The 20,432-nt window shown below is 68.4% G+C and carries 17 protein-coding genes and 1 tRNA gene; 9 read left to right on the forward strand and 9 right to left on the reverse strand.

Annotated features, from left to right (window positions below; translation table 11 throughout):
• Positions 1–88 precede the first annotated feature (88 nt).
• From ABT137_RS11045 to dnaA, 9 genes are all read right to left on the reverse strand, one after another.
• Positions 89–165 (reverse strand) — tRNA-Ile (locus ABT137_RS11045).
• A 111-nt stretch (positions 166–276) separates the two neighbouring features.
• Positions 277–1,062, reverse strand: coding sequence for a DUF3566 domain-containing protein (locus tag ABT137_RS11050; RefSeq protein WP_351705914.1), 786 nt, complete (start codon positions 1,060–1,062; stop codon positions 277–279).
• Between the two features lie 19 nt (positions 1,063–1,081).
• Positions 1,082–3,676, reverse strand: a complete 2,595-nt coding sequence (gyrA, locus tag ABT137_RS11055) for a DNA gyrase subunit A (protein ID WP_351705917.1) — start codon at positions 3,674–3,676, stop codon at positions 1,082–1,084.
• 42 nt (positions 3,677–3,718) lie between these two features.
• A complete protein-coding gene (gene gyrB, locus ABT137_RS11060; protein ID WP_351705920.1) occupies positions 3,719–5,782 on the reverse strand; it encodes a DNA topoisomerase (ATP-hydrolyzing) subunit B in 2,064 nt (687 codons plus the stop codon).
• Positions 5,783–6,156: 374 nt separating this feature from the next.
• Positions 6,157–6,684 carry a DciA family protein gene (locus ABT137_RS11065; RefSeq protein ID WP_351705923.1) on the reverse strand — a complete coding sequence of 176 codons (528 nt, stop codon included), beginning with the start codon at positions 6,682–6,684 and terminating at the stop codon, positions 6,157–6,159.
• On the reverse strand, positions 6,681–7,802 hold the full coding sequence (recF, locus tag ABT137_RS11070) for a DNA replication/repair protein RecF (protein WP_351705926.1): 1,122 nt from the start codon (positions 7,800–7,802) through the stop codon (positions 6,681–6,683). The genes ABT137_RS11065 and recF overlap by 4 nt, the downstream gene beginning before the upstream one ends.
• Before the next feature lie 79 nt (positions 7,803–7,881).
• The gene (gene gnd, locus ABT137_RS11075) at positions 7,882–8,757 is read right to left on the reverse strand and encodes a phosphogluconate dehydrogenase (NAD(+)-dependent, decarboxylating) (RefSeq protein WP_351705929.1); all 876 of its coding nucleotides are present in this window, start codon (positions 8,755–8,757) and stop codon (positions 7,882–7,884) included.
• A gap of 178 nt (positions 8,758–8,935) precedes the next feature.
• A complete protein-coding gene (gene dnaN, locus ABT137_RS11080; protein ID WP_093500822.1) occupies positions 8,936–10,066 on the reverse strand; it encodes a DNA polymerase III subunit beta in 1,131 nt (376 codons plus the stop codon).
• 954 nt (positions 10,067–11,020) lie between these two features.
• On the reverse strand, positions 11,021–12,994 hold the full coding sequence (gene dnaA, locus ABT137_RS11085) for a chromosomal replication initiator protein DnaA (RefSeq protein WP_351705933.1): 1,974 nt from the start codon (positions 12,992–12,994) through the stop codon (positions 11,021–11,023).
• A gap of 374 nt (positions 12,995–13,368) precedes the next feature.
• On the opposite strand from dnaA, the gene rpmH reads away from it, so the two are divergent.
• The 9 genes from rpmH (at position 13,369) to ABT137_RS11130 (ending at position 20,385) form a co-directional block, all read left to right on the forward strand.
• The gene (gene rpmH / locus ABT137_RS11090; protein WP_015659252.1) at positions 13,369–13,506 is read left to right on the forward strand and encodes a 50S ribosomal protein L34; all 138 of its coding nucleotides are present in this window, start codon (positions 13,369–13,371) and stop codon (positions 13,504–13,506) included.
• 21 nt (positions 13,507–13,527) lie between these two features.
• Entirely contained in the window at positions 13,528–13,899 is a 372-nt protein-coding gene (gene rnpA, locus ABT137_RS11095) for a ribonuclease P protein component (RefSeq protein WP_089100455.1), read from the forward strand.
• Positions 13,896–14,261 carry a membrane protein insertion efficiency factor YidD gene (gene yidD / locus ABT137_RS11100; protein ID WP_351705937.1) on the forward strand — a complete coding sequence of 122 codons (366 nt, stop codon included), beginning with the start codon at positions 13,896–13,898 and terminating at the stop codon, positions 14,259–14,261. The genes rnpA and yidD overlap by 4 nt, the downstream gene beginning before the upstream one ends.
• 3 nt (positions 14,262–14,264) lie before the next feature.
• Positions 14,265–15,584: a membrane protein insertase YidC gene (yidC, locus tag ABT137_RS11105; RefSeq protein WP_351705940.1), complete on the forward strand. Its 1,320-nt coding sequence runs from the start codon at positions 14,265–14,267 to the stop codon at positions 15,582–15,584.
• 15 nt (positions 15,585–15,599) lie between these two features.
• Positions 15,600–16,112 (forward strand): Jag family protein, encoded by a 513-nt coding sequence (locus tag ABT137_RS11110; RefSeq protein ID WP_351705943.1) that lies wholly within the window; start codon positions 15,600–15,602, stop codon positions 16,110–16,112.
• A 117-nt stretch (positions 16,113–16,229) separates the two neighbouring features.
• Positions 16,230–16,946 (forward strand): 16S rRNA (guanine(527)-N(7))-methyltransferase RsmG, encoded by a 717-nt coding sequence (gene rsmG / locus ABT137_RS11115; protein WP_351705946.1) that lies wholly within the window; start codon positions 16,230–16,232, stop codon positions 16,944–16,946.
• Positions 16,947–17,244: 298 nt separating this feature from the next.
• The gene (locus tag ABT137_RS11120; protein WP_351706632.1) at positions 17,245–18,318 is read left to right on the forward strand and encodes a ParA family protein; all 1,074 of its coding nucleotides are present in this window, start codon (positions 17,245–17,247) and stop codon (positions 18,316–18,318) included.
• On the forward strand, positions 18,315–19,433 hold the full coding sequence (locus ABT137_RS11125) for a ParB/RepB/Spo0J family partition protein (protein ID WP_351705949.1): 1,119 nt from the start codon (positions 18,315–18,317) through the stop codon (positions 19,431–19,433). Before ABT137_RS11120 ends, ABT137_RS11125 begins: the two co-directional genes overlap by 4 nt.
• Before the next feature lie 334 nt (positions 19,434–19,767).
• The gene (locus ABT137_RS11130) at positions 19,768–20,385 is read left to right on the forward strand and encodes a GNAT family N-acetyltransferase (protein ID WP_351705952.1); all 618 of its coding nucleotides are present in this window, start codon (positions 19,768–19,770) and stop codon (positions 20,383–20,385) included.
• Positions 20,386–20,432: the final 47 nt, after the last annotated feature.

The following is a 20,432-nucleotide window of genomic DNA, read 5'->3' on the forward strand; positions in this document are numbered from 1 at the left end:
CCGCGGCCCCCACCTGCACCGGCACGAGCCCGATGCCGGCCGTAGATGCCAAAGACCCCCGATCCATCCGGATCGGGGGTCTCAGTACTGGTGGGGCTAACAGGATTTGAACCTGTGGCCTCATCCTTATCAGGGATGCGCTCTAACCAACTGAGCTATAGCCCCGCCGCGCTCTGCGGTGTATGTCCCGCGCGCTGACTCCTGAAGATTAGCGCACGACCGGGGCAGTCCCAAAATCGGTTGTCGGGGGACCGTCAGGAGAGGTTTGAACTCCGGTTACTCGTCCTCGGCCAGGGTCAGCTCGATGCCGCCGACGAAGCCCGCGGAGAGGTTGTAGATGAACGCGCCGAGGGTCGCCAGCGCCGTCGCGAGGACGACGTCGATGACCGCGATGATCGCCGTGAACGTCAGGACGTGCGGGAGGGAGAGGAACGCCTGGAGGTCGAAGCCGTTCGACTCGTTCGAACCGGTCGCCTCCGAGATCGTGCCGCCGACCGTCGAGAACACACCCATCGCGTCCAGGACCATCCACAGCACCGCCGCCGCCACGATCGAGCAGATGCCCAGCGCGATGGAGAGCAGGAAGCTGACCTTCATCACCGACCAGGGGTCGGCCTTGGCGACCCGCAGCCGGGCCTTGCGGGTGCGCGGGGCGGTGCGCGCCCCGGCGGCGCCCGTACGCGGCCGTCGTACGCCCCCCGCGGGCGCCTGCGCGGCCTGCGCCGCCGGGTAGGCCTGCGGCGGGTGGTAGGGCCCGGCGGGCTGCTCGGCACGCCGTTCCCCGGGCAGCGGGGAAGCCCCCTGCTGCTGCGGCTGCGCGGGCGCCGGCCGGTCGCCCGGCGCGGCCGGCCCTCGGGTGTCGGTCACGGTTCCCCCCTGCGCTCCCGGTGCGTCCGGCGCGGGCGCCTTCGCGGGCGCCTTGATCGCCTTCAGCTGGGTCGTGTGCGTGTCCGCCTGCTGCGGCGCACCGCCCCCGTCGGACGCGGCGGAGCCACGGCCGCCGCCGTCCGCATCCGTACCCGTCGAGGTACCGGCCGATCCGGCGCCCGTGGCTCCGCTCACGATGACTCACTCCTCGTGCCTACTCGGCCGAGGGCGCCTCACCCTCGTCCGTGCCGCTGGTCGCGACACCCTCGGCGGTCTCGTCCACGGCGTCCTCGCCGTCGACTTCCTCCGCCTCGCTGCCGGCCTCGGCGTTACGTGCGATACCCACGACGGCATCGCGCTTGCCCAGGTTGATCAGTTGGACGCCCATGGTGTCACGGCCCGTCTCCCTGACCCCGCTGACTCGCGTGCGAATCACACCGCCGGACAGGGTGATGGCGAGGATCTCGTCGTTCTCCTCGACGATCAGCGCGCCGACCAGCGAACCGCGGTCCTCCACGATCTTGGCGGCCTTGATACCGAGGCCGCCGCGGCCCTGGACGCGGTACTCGTCGACACGGGTCCGCTTCGCGTACCCCCCGTCGGTGGCAGTGAACACGAACGTACCGGGTCGAACAACATTCATCGACAGAAGTTCATCCCCCTCACGGAAACTCATGCCCTTGACACCGGAGGTGGCCCGGCCCATGGGTCGCAGAGTCTCGTCGGAGGCGGTGAACCTGATCGACTGCGCCTTCTTGCTGATCAGAAGCAGATCGTCGTCCGCCGAAACCAGCTCGGCACCGATCAGTTCGTCGTCGGAACCGTCCTCGCGCTCCCGCAGGTTGATCGCGATGACACCGCCGGAGCGGGGCGAATCGTAATCCTTCAGAGGCGTCTTCTTGACCAGACCGGCCTTGGTGGCCAGCACCAGGTAGTCCGACGCGTCGTAGTCCCGGATCGCGAGGATCTCGGCGATCGCCTCGTCCGGCTGGAAGGCCAGCAGGTTCGCCACGTGCTGACCGCGCGCGTCCCGGCCGGCGTCCGGCAGCTCGTAGGCCTTCGCCCGGTACACCCGGCCCTTGTTCGTGAAGAACAGCAGCCAGTGGTGCGTGGTGGAGACGAAGAAGTGGTCGACGATGTCGTCTTCCTTCAGCTTCGTACCGCGCACGCCCTTGCCGCCGCGCTTCTGCGCCCGGTAGTCGTCCGTCTTGGTCCGCTTCACATAGCCACCGCGCGAGACGGTGACCACGATGTCCTCCTCGGCGATCAGGTCCTCGATGGACATGTCACCGTCGTAGGGCACCAGCATGGTCTTGCGGTCGTCGCCGTACTTCTCGACGATCGCGGCCAGCTCCTCGCTGACGATGCCGCGCTGGCGGACCGGCGAGGCGAGGATCGCGTTGTACTCGGTGATCTTCGCCTGGAGTTCGTCGTGCTCCTGGATGATCTTCTGGCGCTCCAGGGCGGCCAGTCGCCGCAGCTGCATCTCGAGGATGGCGTTGGCCTGGATCTCGTCGATCTCCAGGAGCTCCATCAGGCCGGTACGCGCGATCTCGACCGTGTCACTGGCCCGGATCAGCGCGATGACCTCGTCGATCGCGTCCAGCGCCTTCAGCAGACCGCGCAGGATGTGCGCCCGCTCCTCGGCCTTGCGCAGCCGGAAGCGGGTACGGCGGACGATGACCTCGATCTGGTGCGTCACCCAGTGCCGGATGAACGCGTCCAACGACAGCGTGCGCGGCACACCGTCGACCAGCGCCAGCATGTTGGCGCCGAAGTTGGACTGGAGGTCGGTGTGCTTGTACAGGTTGTTCAGGACGACCTTGGCGACCGCGTCCCGCTTCAGCACGATGACGAGGCGCTGGCCGGTGCGCGAGGAGGTCTCGTCGCGGACGTCGGCGATACCGCCGACCTTGCCGTCCTTCACCAGGTCGGCGATCTTCTGCGCGAGGTTGTCGGGGTTGGTCTGGTACGGCAGCTCCGTGACCACCAGGCACTGGCGGTTCTGGATCTCCTCGACCTCGACGACCGCGCGCATGGTGATGGAGCCGCGCCCCGTGCGGTACGCCTCCTCGATGCCCTTGCGGCCCACGACCAGCGCGCCGGTCGGGAAGTCGGGGCCCTTGATGCGCTCGATCAGCGCGTCCAGGAGCTCCTCGTGCGAGGCGTCCGGGTTCTCCAGGTACCACTGGGCGCCGGCCGCGACCTCGCGCAGGTTGTGCGGCGGGATGTTGGTCGCCATACCGACCGCGATACCGGCGGAGCCGTTGATCAGCAGGTTCGGGAAGCGGGCCGGCAGGACGGTCGGCTCCTGGGAGCGGCCGTCGTAGTTGTCCGTGAAGTCGACGGTCTCCTCGTCGATGTCGCGGACCATCTCCATCGACAGCGGCGCCAGCTTGCACTCGGTGTACCGCATGGCGGCCGCCGGGTCGTTGCCCGGGGAGCCGAAGTTGCCGTTGGAGTCCACCAGCGGCATCCGCATCGACCACGGCTGGGCGAGGCGCACCAGGGCGTCGTAGATGGAGGAGTCGCCGTGCGGGTGGTAGTTGCCCATGACGTCGCCGACGACACGGGCGCACTTGTAGAAGCCGCGCTCGGGGCGGTAACCGCCGTCGTACATCGCGTACAGGACGCGGCGGTGCACGGGCTTGAGGCCGTCGCGGACGTCGGGCAGCGCGCGGGACACGATGACGGACATCGCGTAGTCCAGGTAGGAGCGCTGCATCTCCGTCTCGAGCCCGACGGGCTCGACACGCATCGCGAGCTCGCCGCCCTCTTCAGGGGTGACGGGAGTGTTCTCGTCGGTCATAGCTGGTCAAGATCCTTCCTGGTGCGGTCAGCTGAGACCGACTCAGATGTCGAGGAAGCGGACGTCCTTGGCGTTGCGCTGGATGAACGCGCGGCGGGCCTCGACGTCCTCGCCCATCAGGACCGAGAACAGGTCGTCGGCCTGGGCGGCATCGTCCAGGGTGACCTGGCCGAGGACCCGGTGTTCCTGGTCCATCGTGGTGATGCGCAGCTCCTCGGCGTTCATCTCGCCGAGACCCTTGAAGCGCTGGATCGAGTCCTCGCGGACGCGCTTGCCGCGCTGCCGCCCCATCTCGAGGAGCGCGTCGCGCTCGCGGTCCGAGTACGCGTACTCCGTGTCGTCCCGGCCCCACTTGATCTTGTACAGCGGCGGACGCGAGAGGTACACGTGCCCGGCCTCGACCAGCGGCCGCATGAAGCGGAACAGGAAGGTCAGCAGCAGGGTGGAGATGTGCTGGCCGTCGACGTCGGCGTCCGCCATCAGGATGATCTTGTGATAGCGGAGCTTCTCGATGTCGAAGTCCTCGTGCACACCGGTGCCGAAGGCCGAGATCAGCGCCTGGATCTCCTGGTTCTGCAGGATCTTGTCGATCCGCGCCTTCTCGACGTTGAGGATCTTGCCGCGGATCGGGAGGATCGCCTGGTACTGCGGGTTGCGGCCGGACTTGGCCGAACCGCCGGCGGAGTCACCCTCGACGATGAAGATCTCGCACTTGGTGGGGTCGTTCGACTGGCAGTCGGACAGCTTGCCCGGCAGGGACGCCGACTCAAGGAGACCCTTGCGCCTGGTGAGGTCACGGGCCTTGCGGGCCGCCACGCGCGCGGTGGCCGCCTGGATGCCCTTGCGGATGATGTCCGCGGCCTCCACCGGGTTGCGGTCCAGCCAGTCGTTCAGGTGCTCGTAGACCGCCTTCTGCACGAAGGTCTTGGCCTCCGTGTTGCCCAGCTTGGTCTTCGTCTGGCCCTCGAACTGCGGCTCGCTCAGCTTGACCGAGATGATCGCGGTCAGACCCTCGCGGATGTCGTCACCGGTGAGGTTGTCGTCCTTCTCGCGGAGCAGCTTCTTGTCGCGCGCGTACTTGTTGATCAGCGAGGTCAGCGCCGCGCGGAAGCCCTCCTCGTGGGTGCCGCCCTCGTGCGTGTGGATGATGTTGGCGAACGAGTACACACCCTCGCTGTAGCCGCTGTTCCACTGCATGGCGACCTCGAGGGACAGGCTCTTGTCCTTGTCCTCCGCCTCCAGGTCGATCACCGTCGGGTGCACCGCGTCGCCCTTGCGGGAGTTGAGGTACTTCACGAAGTCGACGATGCCGCCCTCGTAGTGGTACGTGACGGTCTTGACCTCGGCCTTCTCGTCGGCGCCGGCCTCGTCCGCCCCGGCCACCGCCTTCGCCGACTCGCGCTCGTCGGTGAGCCGGATCGTCAGGCCCTTGTTGAGGAACGCCATCTCCTGGAAGCGCCGCGACAGCGTCTCGAAGGAGTACTCGGTGGTCTCGAAGATGTCCGGATCCGCCCAGAACGTGACCGAGGTACCGGTCTCGTCGATCTCCTCGTGCTTGGCCAGCGGAGCCGTCGGAACGCCCAGCTTGTAGTCCTGCGTCCAGCGGGCACCGTCGGTCTTCACCTCGACCGAGACCCGGGACGACAGAGCGTTCACGACGGAGACACCGACGCCGTGCAGACCGCCGGAGACCGCGTAGCCCCCGCCGCCGAACTTGCCGCCCGCGTGCAGCACGGTGAGCACGACCTCGACGGCCGGCTTGCCCTCGGAGGGCACGATGCCGACGGGGATGCCACGGCCGTTGTCGACGACGCGCACGCCGCCGTCGGCCAGGATCGTCACGTCGATGGTGTCCGCGTGACCCGCCAGAGCCTCGTCGACGGAGTTGTCCACGACCTCGTACACCAGGTGGTGCAGGCCGCGCTCGCCGGTCGAGCCGATGTACATACCGGGTCGCTTGCGGACCGCGTCCAGCCCTTCGAGGACGGTGATGGCGCTGGCGTCGTAAGAGGCGGTGACCTCACCGTTCGCGCCGGCGTCGGTGGACGGGATGTTCTCGTTGGGGTTGCCGGAATCGGCCACGAAGCGCCCTTTCTGGCACAGCACGAGCCGGGCTCGTCGGCGGGTTGCCGGAGCGGCTGCGGCATGTTGCGTTGGTAAGCCTTGATCAGCGTTGCTCAGCTTTTCCCGGACGGTCCCCACGTTCGGGGCGGGATTGTCTCCCAGTCTACCGGTAGCGCCGACAGTGATGGGGGTTTGCCGGTACCTGAGTCCGCATGTGCCGCCCTGAACCCGCCTCCGCCGACTCCCGATATGCGGATGGGGGCTCCAAGAGGCTCACGGAGGCACTCAGCGCTTCCGGCTGTCAACCCTTGGCTACTCCGGCGTCAGGTCGCGATTCGCAACCGCGTGCGGTCGTACGACGATCAGCCGGGCCGGCCGTGGAACGGCACCGCACCCGGCTGTGATCGTGACGTAAGTCACCCGTAGGTATCCCCGGGACCCATGCTCCCGGGGGCGCGCAAAGGGCCGTAGCGCCGGGCCGGACCACCGGGATTGAGCACCTTGATCAGGCGCACGGTGCCGTGCCCCAGGTCCTCGTTCAGGCGGGCGACCAGCGCGGGCGCGAGATGGCGCAGCTGGGTCGCCCAGGCCGTGGAGTCGCACTGGACGACCAGCACCCGCTCGTCCTCGTCGTACCGCTGCGGCACACAGTGCTTGGCCAGATCCTCACCGACGATCTCCGGCCAGCGGCCCATCACCCCGCCCACCGCGGCCGGCGTCTCCCAGCCGCGCTCGGTGATCAGCCGGTTGATCGCGGAACCCAGCGCCATCGGGTCGCGGCCGTCGGCGCGCGCGCCGGAGCGCAGGCCACCGCACCGCGCCTGCTTCTTCTGCTGCGCCGCGTCACCACGCGCGCGTGCCGCCTCCTTGGCCGCCCTGAGCGCCACGCGCGCGAGGTCGACACCGGAGGGTTCGTCCTTGGGTGCGGGTCCGTCGGTGCTCATGCCCGCTCCACCGTCCCGTCGGCCACCGCGTACCGCGTACCGGCAAGGATGTGCGGTACGTCGTCGTCCACGGCGGCGGTGACCAGCACCTGCTCACCGGGCGCGACCAGCTCCGCCAGCCGCTCCCGACGCCGGGCGTCCAGCTCGGCGAACACGTCGTCGAGCACCAGCACCGGCTCGTTCCCCTCGGCACGCAGCAGGTCGTACGACGCGAGGCGCAGCGCCAGCGCGTACGACCAGGACTCGCCGTGCGAGGCGTAGCCCTTGGCGGGCAGCTGCCCCAGTTTGAGGACCAGGTCGTCGCGGTGCGGGCCGACCAGGGTCACCCCCCGCTCGATCTCCTGCTTGCGGGCGTCGGCCAGGGCCGCCATCAGCTGGCCGTACAGGTCCTCACGGGTGTGCGCCTCGCCGGGCGCCGACGGCTTGTACTCCAGCGCGACGGGACCGCCGCCCGGCGCCAGCTGCTCGTACGCCTTGTCCGCAAGGGGCTGGATCGCGGCGACCAGGTCGAGCCGCTGGGCGAGCAGCTCGGCGCCGGCCCGCGCGAGGTGCTGGTCCCACACGTCGAGTGTGGACAGGTCCATCGAGCGGCCGCCGTGCCGCCGGGCGAGGGCGGCGGTCTTCAGCAGGGTGTTCCGCTGCTTGAGCACCCGCTCGTAGTCGGACCGCACACCGGCCATCCGCGGGAACCGAGCCGTGATCAGCTCGTCCAGGAAGCGCCGCCGCTCGCCGGGATCGCCCTTCACCAGCGCGAGGTCCTCGGGCGCGAACAGCACGGTCCGTACGATCCCCAGCACGTCGCGCGGCCTGACCTGCGATGACCTGTTGATGCGCGCGCGGTTGGCCTTGCCGGGGTTGAGCTCCAGCTCGATCAGCTGCTGCCGGTCGCCCTGCCGGACCTGTGCCCGGATGACCGCCCGGTCGGCGCCCATGCGGACCAGGGGAGCGTCGGAGGCGACCCGGTGGCTGCCGAGGGTGGCGAGATAGCCGACGGCCTCGACGAGGTTGGTCTTGCCCTGGCCGTTGGGGCCGACGAAGGCGGTGACGCCCGGGTCGAGCGGGACCTCGACCCGGGCGTAGGAGCGGAAGTCGGCCAGCGACAGATGCGTGACGTGCATAGGCTTTTCGCCGACCTCCCCGTGACCTTGCTGCTTCGTCTCTGCTCGGTGCTGCTTCTCGGTTCTGCTTCTGTCGCTGCTACTTCGCCTCGACGGCGTGGCCGCCGAACTGGTTGCGCAGCGCGGCGATCATCTTCATCTGCGGCGAGTCGTCCTGCCGGGAGGCGAACCGCGCGAACAGCGAGGCGGTGATCGCGGGCAGCGGCACCGCGTTGTCTATGGCGGCTTCCACAGTCCACCGGCCCTCGCCGGAGTCCTGTGCATAACCCTTCAGCTTGTCCAGGTGCTCGTCCTCGTCGAGGGCGTTCACCGCGAGGTCGAGCAGCCAGGAACGGATGACCGTTCCCTCCTGCCAGGAGCGGAAGACCTCACGCACGTCCGTGACGGAGTCGACCTTCTCCAGGAGCTCCCAGCCCTCAGCGTAGGCCTGCATCATCGCGTACTCGATGCCGTTGTGGACCATCTTCGCGAAGTGGCCCGCGCCGACCTTGCCGGCGTGCACCGAACCGAAGTCGCCCTCGGGCTTGAGCGCGTCGAAGACCGGCCGGACCTTCTCGACGTTCTCGGCTTCGCCGCCGTACATCAGGGCGTAGCCGTTCTCCAGGCCCCAGACGCCGCCGGAGACCCCGCAGTCCACGAAGCCGATGCCCTTGGCGGCCAGCTCCTCGGCGTGCTTCTCGTCGTCCGTCCAGCGGGAGTTGCCGCCGTCGACGACCACGTCACCGGGCTCCAGGAGCTCGGCCAGCTCGTCGATCGTGGACTGGGTCGGCGCCCCGGCCGGGACCATCACCCACACCACGCGCGGCCCGCTGAGCTTGCCCACAAGCTCTTCCAGGCTGTGGACATCGGCGAGGTCCGGGTTGCGGTCGTATCCGACGACGGTGTGGCCCGCGCGGCGGATCCGCTCGCGCATGTTGCCGCCCATCTTGCCGAGGCCGACGAGACCGAGCTCCATCAGTTGGTTCCTTAGGTTGCGGTGTGGCAGGAGGGGCACGATCGTGCCCGCGTCCGAGCCTAATCCCGGCCCTTTGCGCACAGTTGTGGGCATAGCCGCTCACCTGGGGAAACCCACCGGGCTTCGGTGCCGGATACCCACAGGGGGCAGCCGGCACCGTGCACAGCTGTGGACAAACTCAGCCGCTGAGCCGCACCGGCATGATCAGGTACTTGTACGCCTCGTCCGCCTCGGCATCCACCGCGGGCTTGCCGCTCAGCAGCGCCGGCTTCGTGGACGTCGTGAACGACAGCTGGGCCACCGGCGAGTCGATCGCGCTCAGGCCGTCCAGCAGGAACGTCGGGTTGAAGGCGATCGAGATGTCGTCGCCGTCCAGCTGTGCGTCGACCCTTTCCACAGCCTGTGCGTCGTCGCTGGAACCGGCCTCCAGGATCAGCACACCCTGCTCGAAGCTGAGCCGCACCGGCGTGTTCCGCTCGGCCACCAGGGCGACGCGCTTGACGGCCTCCACGAAGGGGGCGGTCTCGATCACGGCGACGGAGTTGAACTCGGTCGGGAACAGCGTGCGGTACTTCGGCAGGTCGCCTTCGAGCAGCCGCGTGGTCGTACGGCGACCGGCGCCCTCGAAACCGATGAGCCCCTCGCCCGCGCCCGAGCCGGAGAGGGCCAGGATGACGCTGTCGCCGCTCGTGAGGGCCTTGGCGGTGTCCAGGAGCGTCTTGGCGGGCACCAGGGCGACCGCGGAGGCCTCCGGGTTCTCCGGCTTCCACAGGAACTCGCGGACCGCGAAGCGGTAGCGGTCGGTGGAGGCCAGGGTGACCGTGTCGCCCTCGATCTCGATCCGCACACCGGTGAGCACCGGCAGCGTGTCGTCGCGCCCGGCGGCGATGGCCACCTGGGAGACCGCGGAGGCGAAGACCTCGCCCGGGACCGTGCCCGTCGCGTTCGGCATCTGCGGCAGGGACGGGTACTCCTCCACCGGCAGGGTGTGCAGCGTGAACCGGGACGATCCACAGACCACCGTGGCCCGTACACCGTCTGTGGAAATCTCCACCGGCCGGTTGGGGAGCGCACGGCAGATGTCGGCGAGCAGGCGGCCGGAGACCAGGACCGTGCCCTCCTCCTCGACCTCGGTCTCGACGCTGACCCGCGCGGAGACCTCGTAGTCGAAGCTGGACAGGCTCAGCTGGCCGTCCTCGGCCTTCAGGAGCAGGCCGGCGAGGACCGGCGCCGGCGGACGGGCCGGGAGGCTGCGTGCCGCCCAGGCCACTGCCTCCGCGAGTACGTCGCGTTCCACCCGGATCTTCACCGTAAGCCCGCCTCCTGCTGTTGCCGGGGCTTCTCGCCCTGCTGCGTCTTCTTCGTCGTCTGTCTCGGTGTCGTCGGCCCCGGAGAGGGGAAGAACACCGGGGACCAGTCTGACGCACCGCACTGACAGCTGGTGCCTCTCGGGGTCAAGTCGTGACGAGGCGCGGTCAGGGGCCGGAGAGCGAGTTGTGCACAGGGCCCTCTTCGAAACGGATTCCCAGCTCTCTCTAGTTGTCAGTAGTAGTAGGGGCTGTGGATACCGTGGATAACCTCGTTTGCCCAGCTCAGGGCGGAGATTTTGTCCACTGCCCCTGTGGGTGGCACCGGTGGACAACTGGGTGTCGCTGTGGAGAACAGAAAGTTCTGCACACGCCATGCACAGCCCGAGGGGAGTTCTCCCCAACACCGTCCCCAGCTTTACCCACCTTTCCCACAGCCCAACCCGGCACCTTTGTGTGACGCCTTTCACTCGACCCGGTGAGCGGGCGCGTCACGTTGCCGAACAGTGGACAGCGGTGTGGAGAAGCTGGGGATCGCTGGGGACAACCGCCCCTCAGCCTGTGGGCTAGCGGTGGACAACTTCATCCACAGTCTGTGGATCCCTTCTCCGTCCACAGTCTGTGGAGATCCGTCGTCCACGATTCCACAGGCACCTGAGCTGCCCTGATGCCGTTTCAACCCCCAGCCTGTGGACGAGGTTCGGGACAACTTCACAGTCCCCAGGGTGTGGACGCAAGAAAGTCGGCAAATCTGTGGAGGACGCCCGTAACCGGGCCGGTATTCGAACAGCGGACTTCGCTGCAGCGCCCCCTTGGGGGCGCGGGGAACTGCGCGACCAGCCCCCACCGACCGGCACGGGACCCCCTCCGAACCACCCCAGGACGCCAAAAGGGCGCCCCGGGATCTCTCCCAGGGCGCCCTGAACGCCGTAGAACCGTCGGCCGAACCCCGACCGCTACCCGTTCTTGATGCGGTTGGTCAGCTCCGTCACCTGGTTGTAGATCGACCGCCGCTCCGCCATCAACGCCCGGATCTTCCGGTCGGCGTGCATCACGGTCGTGTGGTCCCGGTTCCCGAACTGCGCCCCGATCTTCGGCAGCGACAGATCCGTCAGCTCCCGGCACAGGTACATGGCGATCTGCCGCGCCGTGACCAACTGCCGCCCGCGCGAGCTCCCGCACAGGTCCTCGACGGTGAGCCCGAAGTAGTCCGCGGTCGCCGCCATGATCGCCGTCGCGCTGATCTCCGGCGTGGAGTCCTGCCCCCCGGGGATCAGATCCTTCAGCACGATCTCGGTCAGCCCGAGATCGACCGGCTGCCGGTTGAGCGACGCGAACGCCGTCACCCGGATCAGCGCGCCCTCCAGCTCACGGATGTTGCGCGAGATGCGGGAGGCGATGAACTCCAGCACCTCCGGCGGCGCGTTCAGCTGCTCCTGCACCGCCTTCTTGCGGAGGATCGCGATCCGCGTCTCCAGTTCCGGCGGCTGGACGTCGGTGATCAGACCCCACTCGAACCTGTTACGCAGCCGGTCCTCCAGCGTGACCAGCTGCTTGGGCGGCCGGTCGCTGGAGAGCACGATCTGCTTGTTCGCGTTGTGGAGCGTGTTGAAGGTGTGGAAGAACTCCTCCTGCGTCGACTCCTTGTCCGCGAGGAACTGGATGTCGTCGACGAGCAGGATGTCCATCTCGCGGTAGCGCTTGCGGAAGCTGTCGCCCTTGCCGTCGCGGATGGAGTTGATGAACTCGTTGGTGAACTCCTCCGAGCTCACGTACCGCACCCGCGTGCCCGGGTAGAGGCTCCGCGCGTAGTGCCCGATCGCGTGCAGCAGGTGCGTCTTGCCGAGTCCCGACTCCCCGTAGATGAAGAGGGGGTTGTACGCCTTCGCGGGCGCCTCGGCGACGGCGACCGCGGCCGCGTGCGCGAAGCGGTTGGACGCGCCGATGACGAACGTGTCGAAGAGGTACTTCGGGTTCAGGCGGGCGGTCGGCTCACCGGGGCCGCCGGCCGGCGCGGGCTTCGCGCCCAGCGGCCCGGGCCCGCCGGCGCTCGGCATGTTCGGGAGATTGGGCAGGTCCGGCCGTCCGGGACCGCCCCGGTGCCCCTGGCCCGGCCCGCCCGAGGACTCGGGCAGCTCACGGCGCCCGGAGTCCCGGTCGTAGTCGGACCGGTCATGGGCGGACCGGTCATGGGCGGGCCGCTCGTAGTCGGAGCGGTCGTAGTCGGGCCGGTCGTAGTCGGGGCGCGGCGGTTCGTACTCCGCGCGCTGCTGCTCGTACGGCGGCCGGTCCAGCGGCTGCGGGCGGTACTCCTGGGCGTACGAGTCCTGGCCGCCGTAGCCGTCCGAGCGGTACGCGTCCTGGGACGGCGAGGCATAGGGATCGCGCTCCGGGAAGCCCAGCCGCGGCTGCTGCCAGCTGTACTCGTCCTGTCCGGGGCGCGGCCAGGCGCCGGGCTCCGGGCGCTGGTACTCGGAGGGGTAGGCGGGGCGGGCGGTGGGCAGCTGGTCGCGGCCGCCCTGGTCCGGCAGCTGGTCGGCGCGGTGCCGGCCGTACCCTCCGTCGTACTGCCCGTCGTACTGCGACGACGGGGGCTCGGGCCCGTCGTAGCGCTGTTTCTGTACGGGGGGCGCCGGCGGGGCCGGGGGCTCGCCCGCGGACTCGTCCACGGTGATCGCGATCCGGATCGGGCGCCCGCACTCGCGGCTCAGGGTCTCGCTGACGATCGGTGCGAGACGGCCCTCCAGTACGTTCTTAGCAAATTCGTTCGGTACGGCGAGGAGAGCGGTGTCCGCGACCAGCGCGAGCGGCTGGCAGCGCCTGATCCAGTGTTCGTCCTTCGCCTCCACACCCTGACCGCGGCCCTCACCGAGGAGCTGCTCCAGTACTCGTGGCCACACTGCGGCAAGATCGGCAGGTACGTCAGCCACAGGGCACGCTCTCTCACAGGTCCCACGAACGTGTGGTTCGAGGACGGGTTGGGATGAATATCGGGTCGGGCGGGGATAAAGGAACGAATCGGAGTTCAGCCACGGTAGTCAGCGTGGCGGGTGCGGTTCAAGTTGTTGTCCCCAGCCTGTGGATAGTGTCTCTCCGTCACTGCTGGTTTGACCGAATGGCGTAGCCCCGCGTACCGTAACCAGGTCGAGTTGTCGATGGCTGCTGCCGCCTGCCTCCGATGGGCACAGATCGCTGAAGGTGATCGGGAAGCGGTGCACTCGGGCGTGATGCGAGCTACTCGTGGGCGCACGGTGACAGCCAGGACGGCACCCGCCACCACCGATTTGATCTCTGGAGCCCCCGAGTGAGCAAGCGCACCTTCCAGCCGAACAACCGTCGTCGCGCGAAGACCCACGGCTTCCGCCTGCGGATGCGCACCCGTGCCGGCCGCGCGATTCTCGCGAACCGTCGTGCCAAGGGTCGCGCCAGCCTGTCCGCCTGATCCCGATCAGGTCATGACGTCGTGCTGCCTACCGAGCATCGGCTGAGGCGGCGCGAGGACTTCGCGACCGCGGTACGACGGGGGCGCCGGGCAGGCCGCCCGTCCCTCGTCGTCCACCTTCGTAGCGGTGCCACGGACCCGCACGCGCCTGGGGAGAGCGCTCCCCCGACGCGTGCGGGTTTCGTCGTGAGCAAGGCCGTGGGTGGTGCGGTTGTGCGCAACACAGTGAAGCGCAGACTGCGCCATCTGATGCGTGAGCGAGTCGCCCTGTTTCCCCCCGGTAGCCTGGTAGTCGTACGAGCGCTGCCCGGAGCGGGCGACGCCGACCATGCACAGCTGGCCCGAGACCTGGATGCCGCCATCGAGCGGCTGCTGGGAGGGGGCGCGCGATGAAGTACCCGCTGCTGGCTCTGATCAAGCTCTACCAGTGGACGATCAGTCCGCTGCTGGGGCCGGTGTGCAAGTACTACCCGTCGTGCTCCCACTACGGCTACACGGCCATCGACCGGCACGGTGCGATCAAGGGCACGGCTCTCACGGCCTGGCGCATCCTGCGGTGCAATCCGTGGTCGCTCGGTGGTGTGGACCATGTTCCGCCGCGCAAGCGCCCGCGGTGGCACGAAATGCTGCGTGACGCCTGGCGTGCACGCAGGGGCGGGCCCTCCGCCGCCGAACCGGCCACCGAGGAGAAGCCTCCCTACGGGCTTCCTTCGAGCCCGGCCGCAGAGACTTCGTCCCATGCCCAAGGAGCATGATTAGTGGACACGATTGCCAGCCTGTTCAGCTTCATCACGACACCCGTCTCATGGGTCATCGTCCAGTTCCACTCGGTGTACGGGAAGATCTTCGGTCCCGACACGGGCTGGGCCTGGGGCTTGTCCATCGTGTCCCTGGTGATCCTGATCCGCATCTGCCTGATCCCGCTCTTCGTGAAGCAGATCAAGGCGACCCGGGCCATGCAGACGCTCCAGCCCGAGATGAAGAAGATCCAGGAGCGCTACAAGAACGACAAGCAGCGTCAGTCCGAAGAGATGATGAAGCTGTACAAGGAGTCGGGTACCAACCCGCTCTCCTCGTGCCTTCCCATCCTGGCGCAGTCGCCGTTCTTCTTCGCCCTGTATCACGTGCTCAACGGCATCGCGACGGGCTCGACGATCGGTGTCATCAACGAGTCGCTGCTCGCCAGCGCCCGTAAGGCCCACATCTTCGGGGCACCGCTCGCCGCGAAGTTCACGGACGGCTCCTCGAAGGTGGAGGCGCTCGGTGCCTCCCTCACGGACGTCCGGGTCGTCACCGCGATCATGATCGTCCTGATGTCGGCGTCGCAGTTCTACACGCAGCGCCAGCTGATGACGAAGAACGTCGACACCACGGTGAAGACGCCGTTCATGCAGCAGCAGAAGATGCTGATGTACGTCTTCCCGGTCATGTTCGCCGTCTTCGGTATCAACTTCCCGGTCGGTGTCCTCGTCTACTGGCTGACCACCAACGTGTGGACCATGGGCCAGCAGATGTACGTCATCCGCAACAACCCGACCCCGGGTTCCAAGGCCCAGGCCGCCTACCTGGAGCGCCTCACCAAGCACGTCACGCACCACGGCAAGACCCGTCGGCGCAGCGAGAAGACCATCGTCAAGGCGATCGTCGCCAAGGGCCGGGACCGCAACGAGTTCGAGCGCACGTTCATCAACGCGCTGACCAAGGCCGGCCTCACGGCACAGGCCGACGGCGCCGTGGTGAAGGGCGAGGCCCAGGCCGTCGCGCAGACCGAGGACGGCGTCACGGCCACCGGTGCCGCCAGGCGCCAGCAGCCCAAGCGCCAGAGCAAGGCCCAGCGGCAGTCCGGCGCGGTGAAGGCGGCCGGCGACACCGCATCGGCTTCCTCGGACTCGCCAGCTTCTTCGGGCCCGTCGGCTTCGGAGGGCAAGACGACCTCGCTGGAGAAGTCCGACGAGCCGCAGGACGCCAAGCCGGCCGCCCAGCAGGCCCCGAAGGGCGGTTCCAACGGCCGCAGCAGGGCCCAGTCCGGTCAGCGCAAGGGCGGTCCGCAGCGCCCCAAGTCCCCGTCCAAGAAGTAAGAAGGAGCCCATCCCGTGACGGAAGGCACCACCTCCGCCGCTGCCGAGGGTGCAGACACCCTGACCCGCCTGGAGCAGGAGGGCGAGATCGCGGCGGACTACCTCGAAGGTCTGCTGGACATCGCCGACCTCGACGGCGACATCGACATGGATGTCGAGGCCGACCGCGCCTCCGTGTCGATCATCAGCGACTCGGGCACCCGCGACCTCCAGAAGCTGGTCGGCCGCGACGGGGAGGTGCTGGAGGCCCTCCAGGAGCTGACCCGCCTCGCCGTGCACCGGGAGACCGGTGACCGCAGTCGGCTGATGCTCGACATCGCGGGCTACCGCGCCGAGAAGCGTGCCGAGCTCTCCGAGCTGGGCGCCAAGGCTGCCGCCGAGGTGAAGAGCACCGGCGAGCCCGTGAAGCTCAAGCCGATGACCCCGTTCGAGCGCAAGGTCGTGCACGACGCGGTCAAGTCCGCCGGGCTGCGCAGCGAGTCGGAGGGCGAGGAGCCGCAGCGGTTCGTCGTCGTGCTGCCCGCCTGAGCGGTCTCCCCGTTTTACCGGCCCCGTCTGTTGAGCAGGCGGGGCCGAACTTTGTCAGCCTGGTAGTTCTGGTGGCCGGTGCACGGAGCGCCGGCGCGGTACGGAAGGACGGTCCCCGTGACGGAGGCTGCGGAGCTCCCCCCGGCGCCTGAACAGGCGCGGGAAGTGTTCGGTGAGCGCTTCGCCGATGCGGTCCGCTACGCGGAGCTGCTCGCCGAGGCAGGCGTGCAGCGTGGTCTGATCGGCCCACGGGAAGTGCCCCGCCTGTGGGAGCGGCACCTGCTGAACTGCGCGGTGCTCTCTGAGGCCGTTCCCGAAGGGGTGACGGTCTGCGACGTGGGTTCCGGAGCCGGCCTGCCCGGCATTCCGCTGGCACTGGTACGGGAGGACCTCAACATCACCCTGCTGGAGCCGCTGCTTCGGCGCACCAACTTCCTGACCGAGGTCGTCGAGCTGCTCGGCCTGGACCATGTGACCGTGGTGCGGGGCCGCGCCGAGGAGGTCATGGGCAAGCTGCCTCCGGTGCATGTGGTGACGGCCCGTGCTGTGGCCCCGCTGGACCGGCTGGCCGCCTGGGGCATCCCGCTGCTGCGTCCCTACGGCGAGATGCTCGCCCTCAAGGGGGACACGGCGGAGGAGGAGCTGAAGGCTGCGGCCACCGCGCTGACCAAGCTCGGTGCGGTGTCCACGTCCATCCTGCATGTGGGTGAGGGCGTGGTGGATCCGCTGTCGACCGTCGTCCGCGTGGAGGTCGGAGAGAGCCCGGGCGGCGTGCGCTTCGCGGCCAAGCGGGCGAAGGCGGCTCGTACGGGGAGGGCACGTAGGCGTCGCTGATCCGTCCTGACGACCAGACGTACTCCACACAAGCTGCCAAACCTACGCATGACGGAGTGTCGCGGCTTTTCGGTACTGCTCGCTGTGCATCGTGTTTCACGTGAAACGTCGCTCACTGCTACACGGCATTATCGGCCGGGGCCGCGCTGCGGCCGAACCGCGCGACCGAAAGCCCCTCGGAGCCCTCAGAGAGGGAGCCTCTGGTGACACTCCGTCCTCCCTGCGGGGCACGGAGTTGTCCACAGAGGTGGATTTCTCCACAGAACACCAGGCCTCACTGGTTCACGACCCCGAAGGCATGGGAGGCTCTGTTCATTGCGAGCCTGAAGTCGAGGAGAGTGAATCCTTGCGGTCCGACGCCAACATCGCGGGACCGATGACCGATCCGGTCCCCGGTCCCCGTACCGAGTCGATGGGGGCGGATGTTTCACGTGAAACACCGCCTCCGATGGACGACACTCCCATCGGTCGTGCTGCCCAACTCGCGGTGGAGGCTCTGGGCCGCGCCGGCGAAGGACTGCCACGTCCGGAGCAGACCAGAGTCATCGTGGTCGCCAACCAGAAGGGCGGCGTGGGCAAGACGACGACCACCGTCAACCTTGCCGCGTCCCTGGCCCTGCACGGCGGCCGCGTCCTGGTGATCGACCTCGACCCACAGGGCAATGCGTCCACCGCACTGGGGATCGACCATCACGCCGAAGTTCCTTCGATCTACGACGTGTTGGTCGAGAGCAAGCCTCTGGCAGAGGTTGTCCAGCCGGTGGTGGACGTCGAAGGCCTCTTCTGTGCCCCCGCCACGATCGATCTCGCCGGTGCGGAGATCGAGCTGGTGTCCCTGGTGGCGCGGGAGAGCCGGCTGCAGCGGGCGATCCAGGCGTACGAGCAGCCGTTGGACTACATCCTCATCGACTGCCCGCCTTCGCTTGGCCTGCTGACGGTCAACGCGCTCGTCGCGGGCGCCGAGGTGCTCATCCCGATCCAGTGCGAGTACTACGCGCTGGAAGGCCTGGGCCAGCTGCTGCGCAACGTCGACCTGGTACGGGGGCACCTCAACCCCAACCTGCATGTGTCGACCATCCTGCTCACCATGTACGACGGCCGGACGCGCCTTGCCTCCCAGGTCGCGGACGAGGTGCGCAGCCACTTCGGCGACGAGGTGCTGCGGACGAGCATTCCCCGCTCGGTCCGCATCTCCGAGGCGCCGAGCTACGGGCAGACGGTACTGACCTACGATCCTGGATCGAGCGGTGCCCTCTCGTACCTTGAGGCGGCCCGAGAAATCGCGCTGAAGGGCATCGGGGTCAGCTATGACCCGACGCAGGCCCATATCGGCGCTCAGACCAACCCGAACATGGTGGAGGGGATCCAGTGAGCGAGCGACGGAGGGGGCTGGGTCGTGGTCTCGGTGCACTGATCCCAGCTGCCCCGACCGAGATGACCCCGGCCCAGTCGGCCGTGGGGGGAACGGTAGTTCCGTCCCCCGCCGCGGCTCCGGTGCTGACGACCGACCGTGGCGTCGCCGCGGCCAAGGTGACGACGCTGCCGGCTGTTTCACATGACACCGAGGAGCTCTCGGTGTTCGGGGTCGGAGGAGGCGCGGAGACGCCCGCTCCTCCGATGGGCGCCCACTTCGCGGAGATCCCCCTCGACGACATCACGCCGAACCCGCGTCAGCCGCGTGAGGTCTTCGACGAGGACGCTCTGCAGGAGCTGGTCACCTCCATCCAGGAAGTCGGCCTCCTCCAGCCCGTCGTCGTCAGGCAGCTGGGCCCCTCCCGCTACGAGCTCATCATGGGCGAGCGGCGCTGGCGGGCCTGCCGTGAGGCCGGCCTGGAGGCGATCCCGGCGATCGTCCGGGCGACGGACGACGAGAAGCTCCTCCTGGACGCGTTGCTGGAGAACCTGCACCGCGCTCAGCTGAACCCGCTGGAAGAGGCCGCCGCCTACGACCAGCTGCTGAAGGACTTCAACTGCACGCACGACCAGCTGGCCGACCGCATCGGGCGCTCCCGCCCGCAGGTCTCCAACACCCTGCGGCTGCTGAAGCTCTCCCCGGCGGTCCAGCGCCGGGTGGCCGCCGGAGTCCTGTCGGCCGGGCACGCCCGGGCGCTGCTCTCCGTCGACGACTCGGAGGAGCAGGACCGGCTGGCCCACCGGATCGTCGCCGAGGGACTGTCGGTACGGGCCGTCGAGGAGATCGTGACCCTCATGGGCTCGCGGCCCCAGACGACGACCCGTGCCAAGGGACCGCGGGCCGGCGCCCGGGTCTCCCCGGCACTGAGTGACCTCGCGACCCGGCTCTCGGACCGCTTTGAGACGCGGGTGAAGGTAGACCTGGGCCAGAAGAAGGGCAAGATCACCGTCGAGTTCGCCTCGATGGAAGACCTTGAGCGGATCCTCGGCACGCTCGCCCCCGGTGAGGGACCGGTCCTGCACCAGGGCCTTCACGACGGCGACTCCTCGGTCTCCGAGGAGCCCGAGGACTGACCGTCCCGGGTGTTTCCCACCCGGTCGGCGTCCTGTCGCTCAGAGAGCGGACCATGTCCGGTGTGTACCGGAACACGGTCCGCTCTTTGCTTTCAGGCGCTATCGATGGAAACGCTGTGTGGATACGATGCGTTCGGTATGGCGCATCCACCTGGCAGCTGGCAGCACCTCTGAGAGAGGCGGGGGCCATGCGATCGATGAGCCGCACCGGACTGGTGAGCGCAGGTCTGGGACTGGGCGCGACCGTCGGATTCTTCGGCAGTCTGCTCAGGGAACGCAGCGCTCTGACAGCCGCTCGCGACGCCGCGGGCGAAGGAAGCGAGGAACAGCCTTCATGGGGCGTCGGCTCGTACCGCTCACGCTGGACAACCTTCAGGACCTTCCCCAGCGCTGTCGCTCGTGTGTCTTCTGGGAACTGGATCCCGTCAGCAGCGAAGCAGCGGTGAGAGCGGGTACAGCCGCGCTGGAGAAGGAATCCTGGATCTCCGCCGTCCTGCTCGACTGGGGATCGTGCGGCCGAGTGGTCTATGTCGACGACGTACCGGTGGGCTTCGTGCTCTACGCTCCGCCCGCCTACGTCCCGCGCTCCACGGCGTTCCCCACGAGCCCGGTGTCACCCGACGCCGTGCAGCTCATGACCGGCTTCATCATGCCCGGCTATCAGGGGCAGGGGCTCGGACGCGTGATGGTACAGACGGTCGCCAAGGATCTGCTGCGGCGGGGCTTCAAGGCGATCGAGGCTTTCGGTGACGCCCGCTACAAGGAAGCTGCCTGTCTGCTCCCTGCCGAGCACCTGCTGGCTGTGGGCTTCAAGACGGTCCGACAGCACCCCTTGCACCCCCGGCTGCGGCTGGAGCTGCGGACGACGCTCTCATGGAAGGAAGACGTGGAGCTGGCGCTCGACAGGCTTCTGGGGGCCGTACAGAAGGAACCGGCGCTGCGGCCGCTATGAGCGCCCCAAAGCGAATGGGCCAACCCCTGGGGGTTGGCCCATTCGTG

This window comes from Streptomyces sp. NPDC001980, from assembly GCF_040296885.1.
GTDB lineage: Bacteria > Actinomycetota > Actinomycetes > Streptomycetales > Streptomycetaceae > Streptomyces.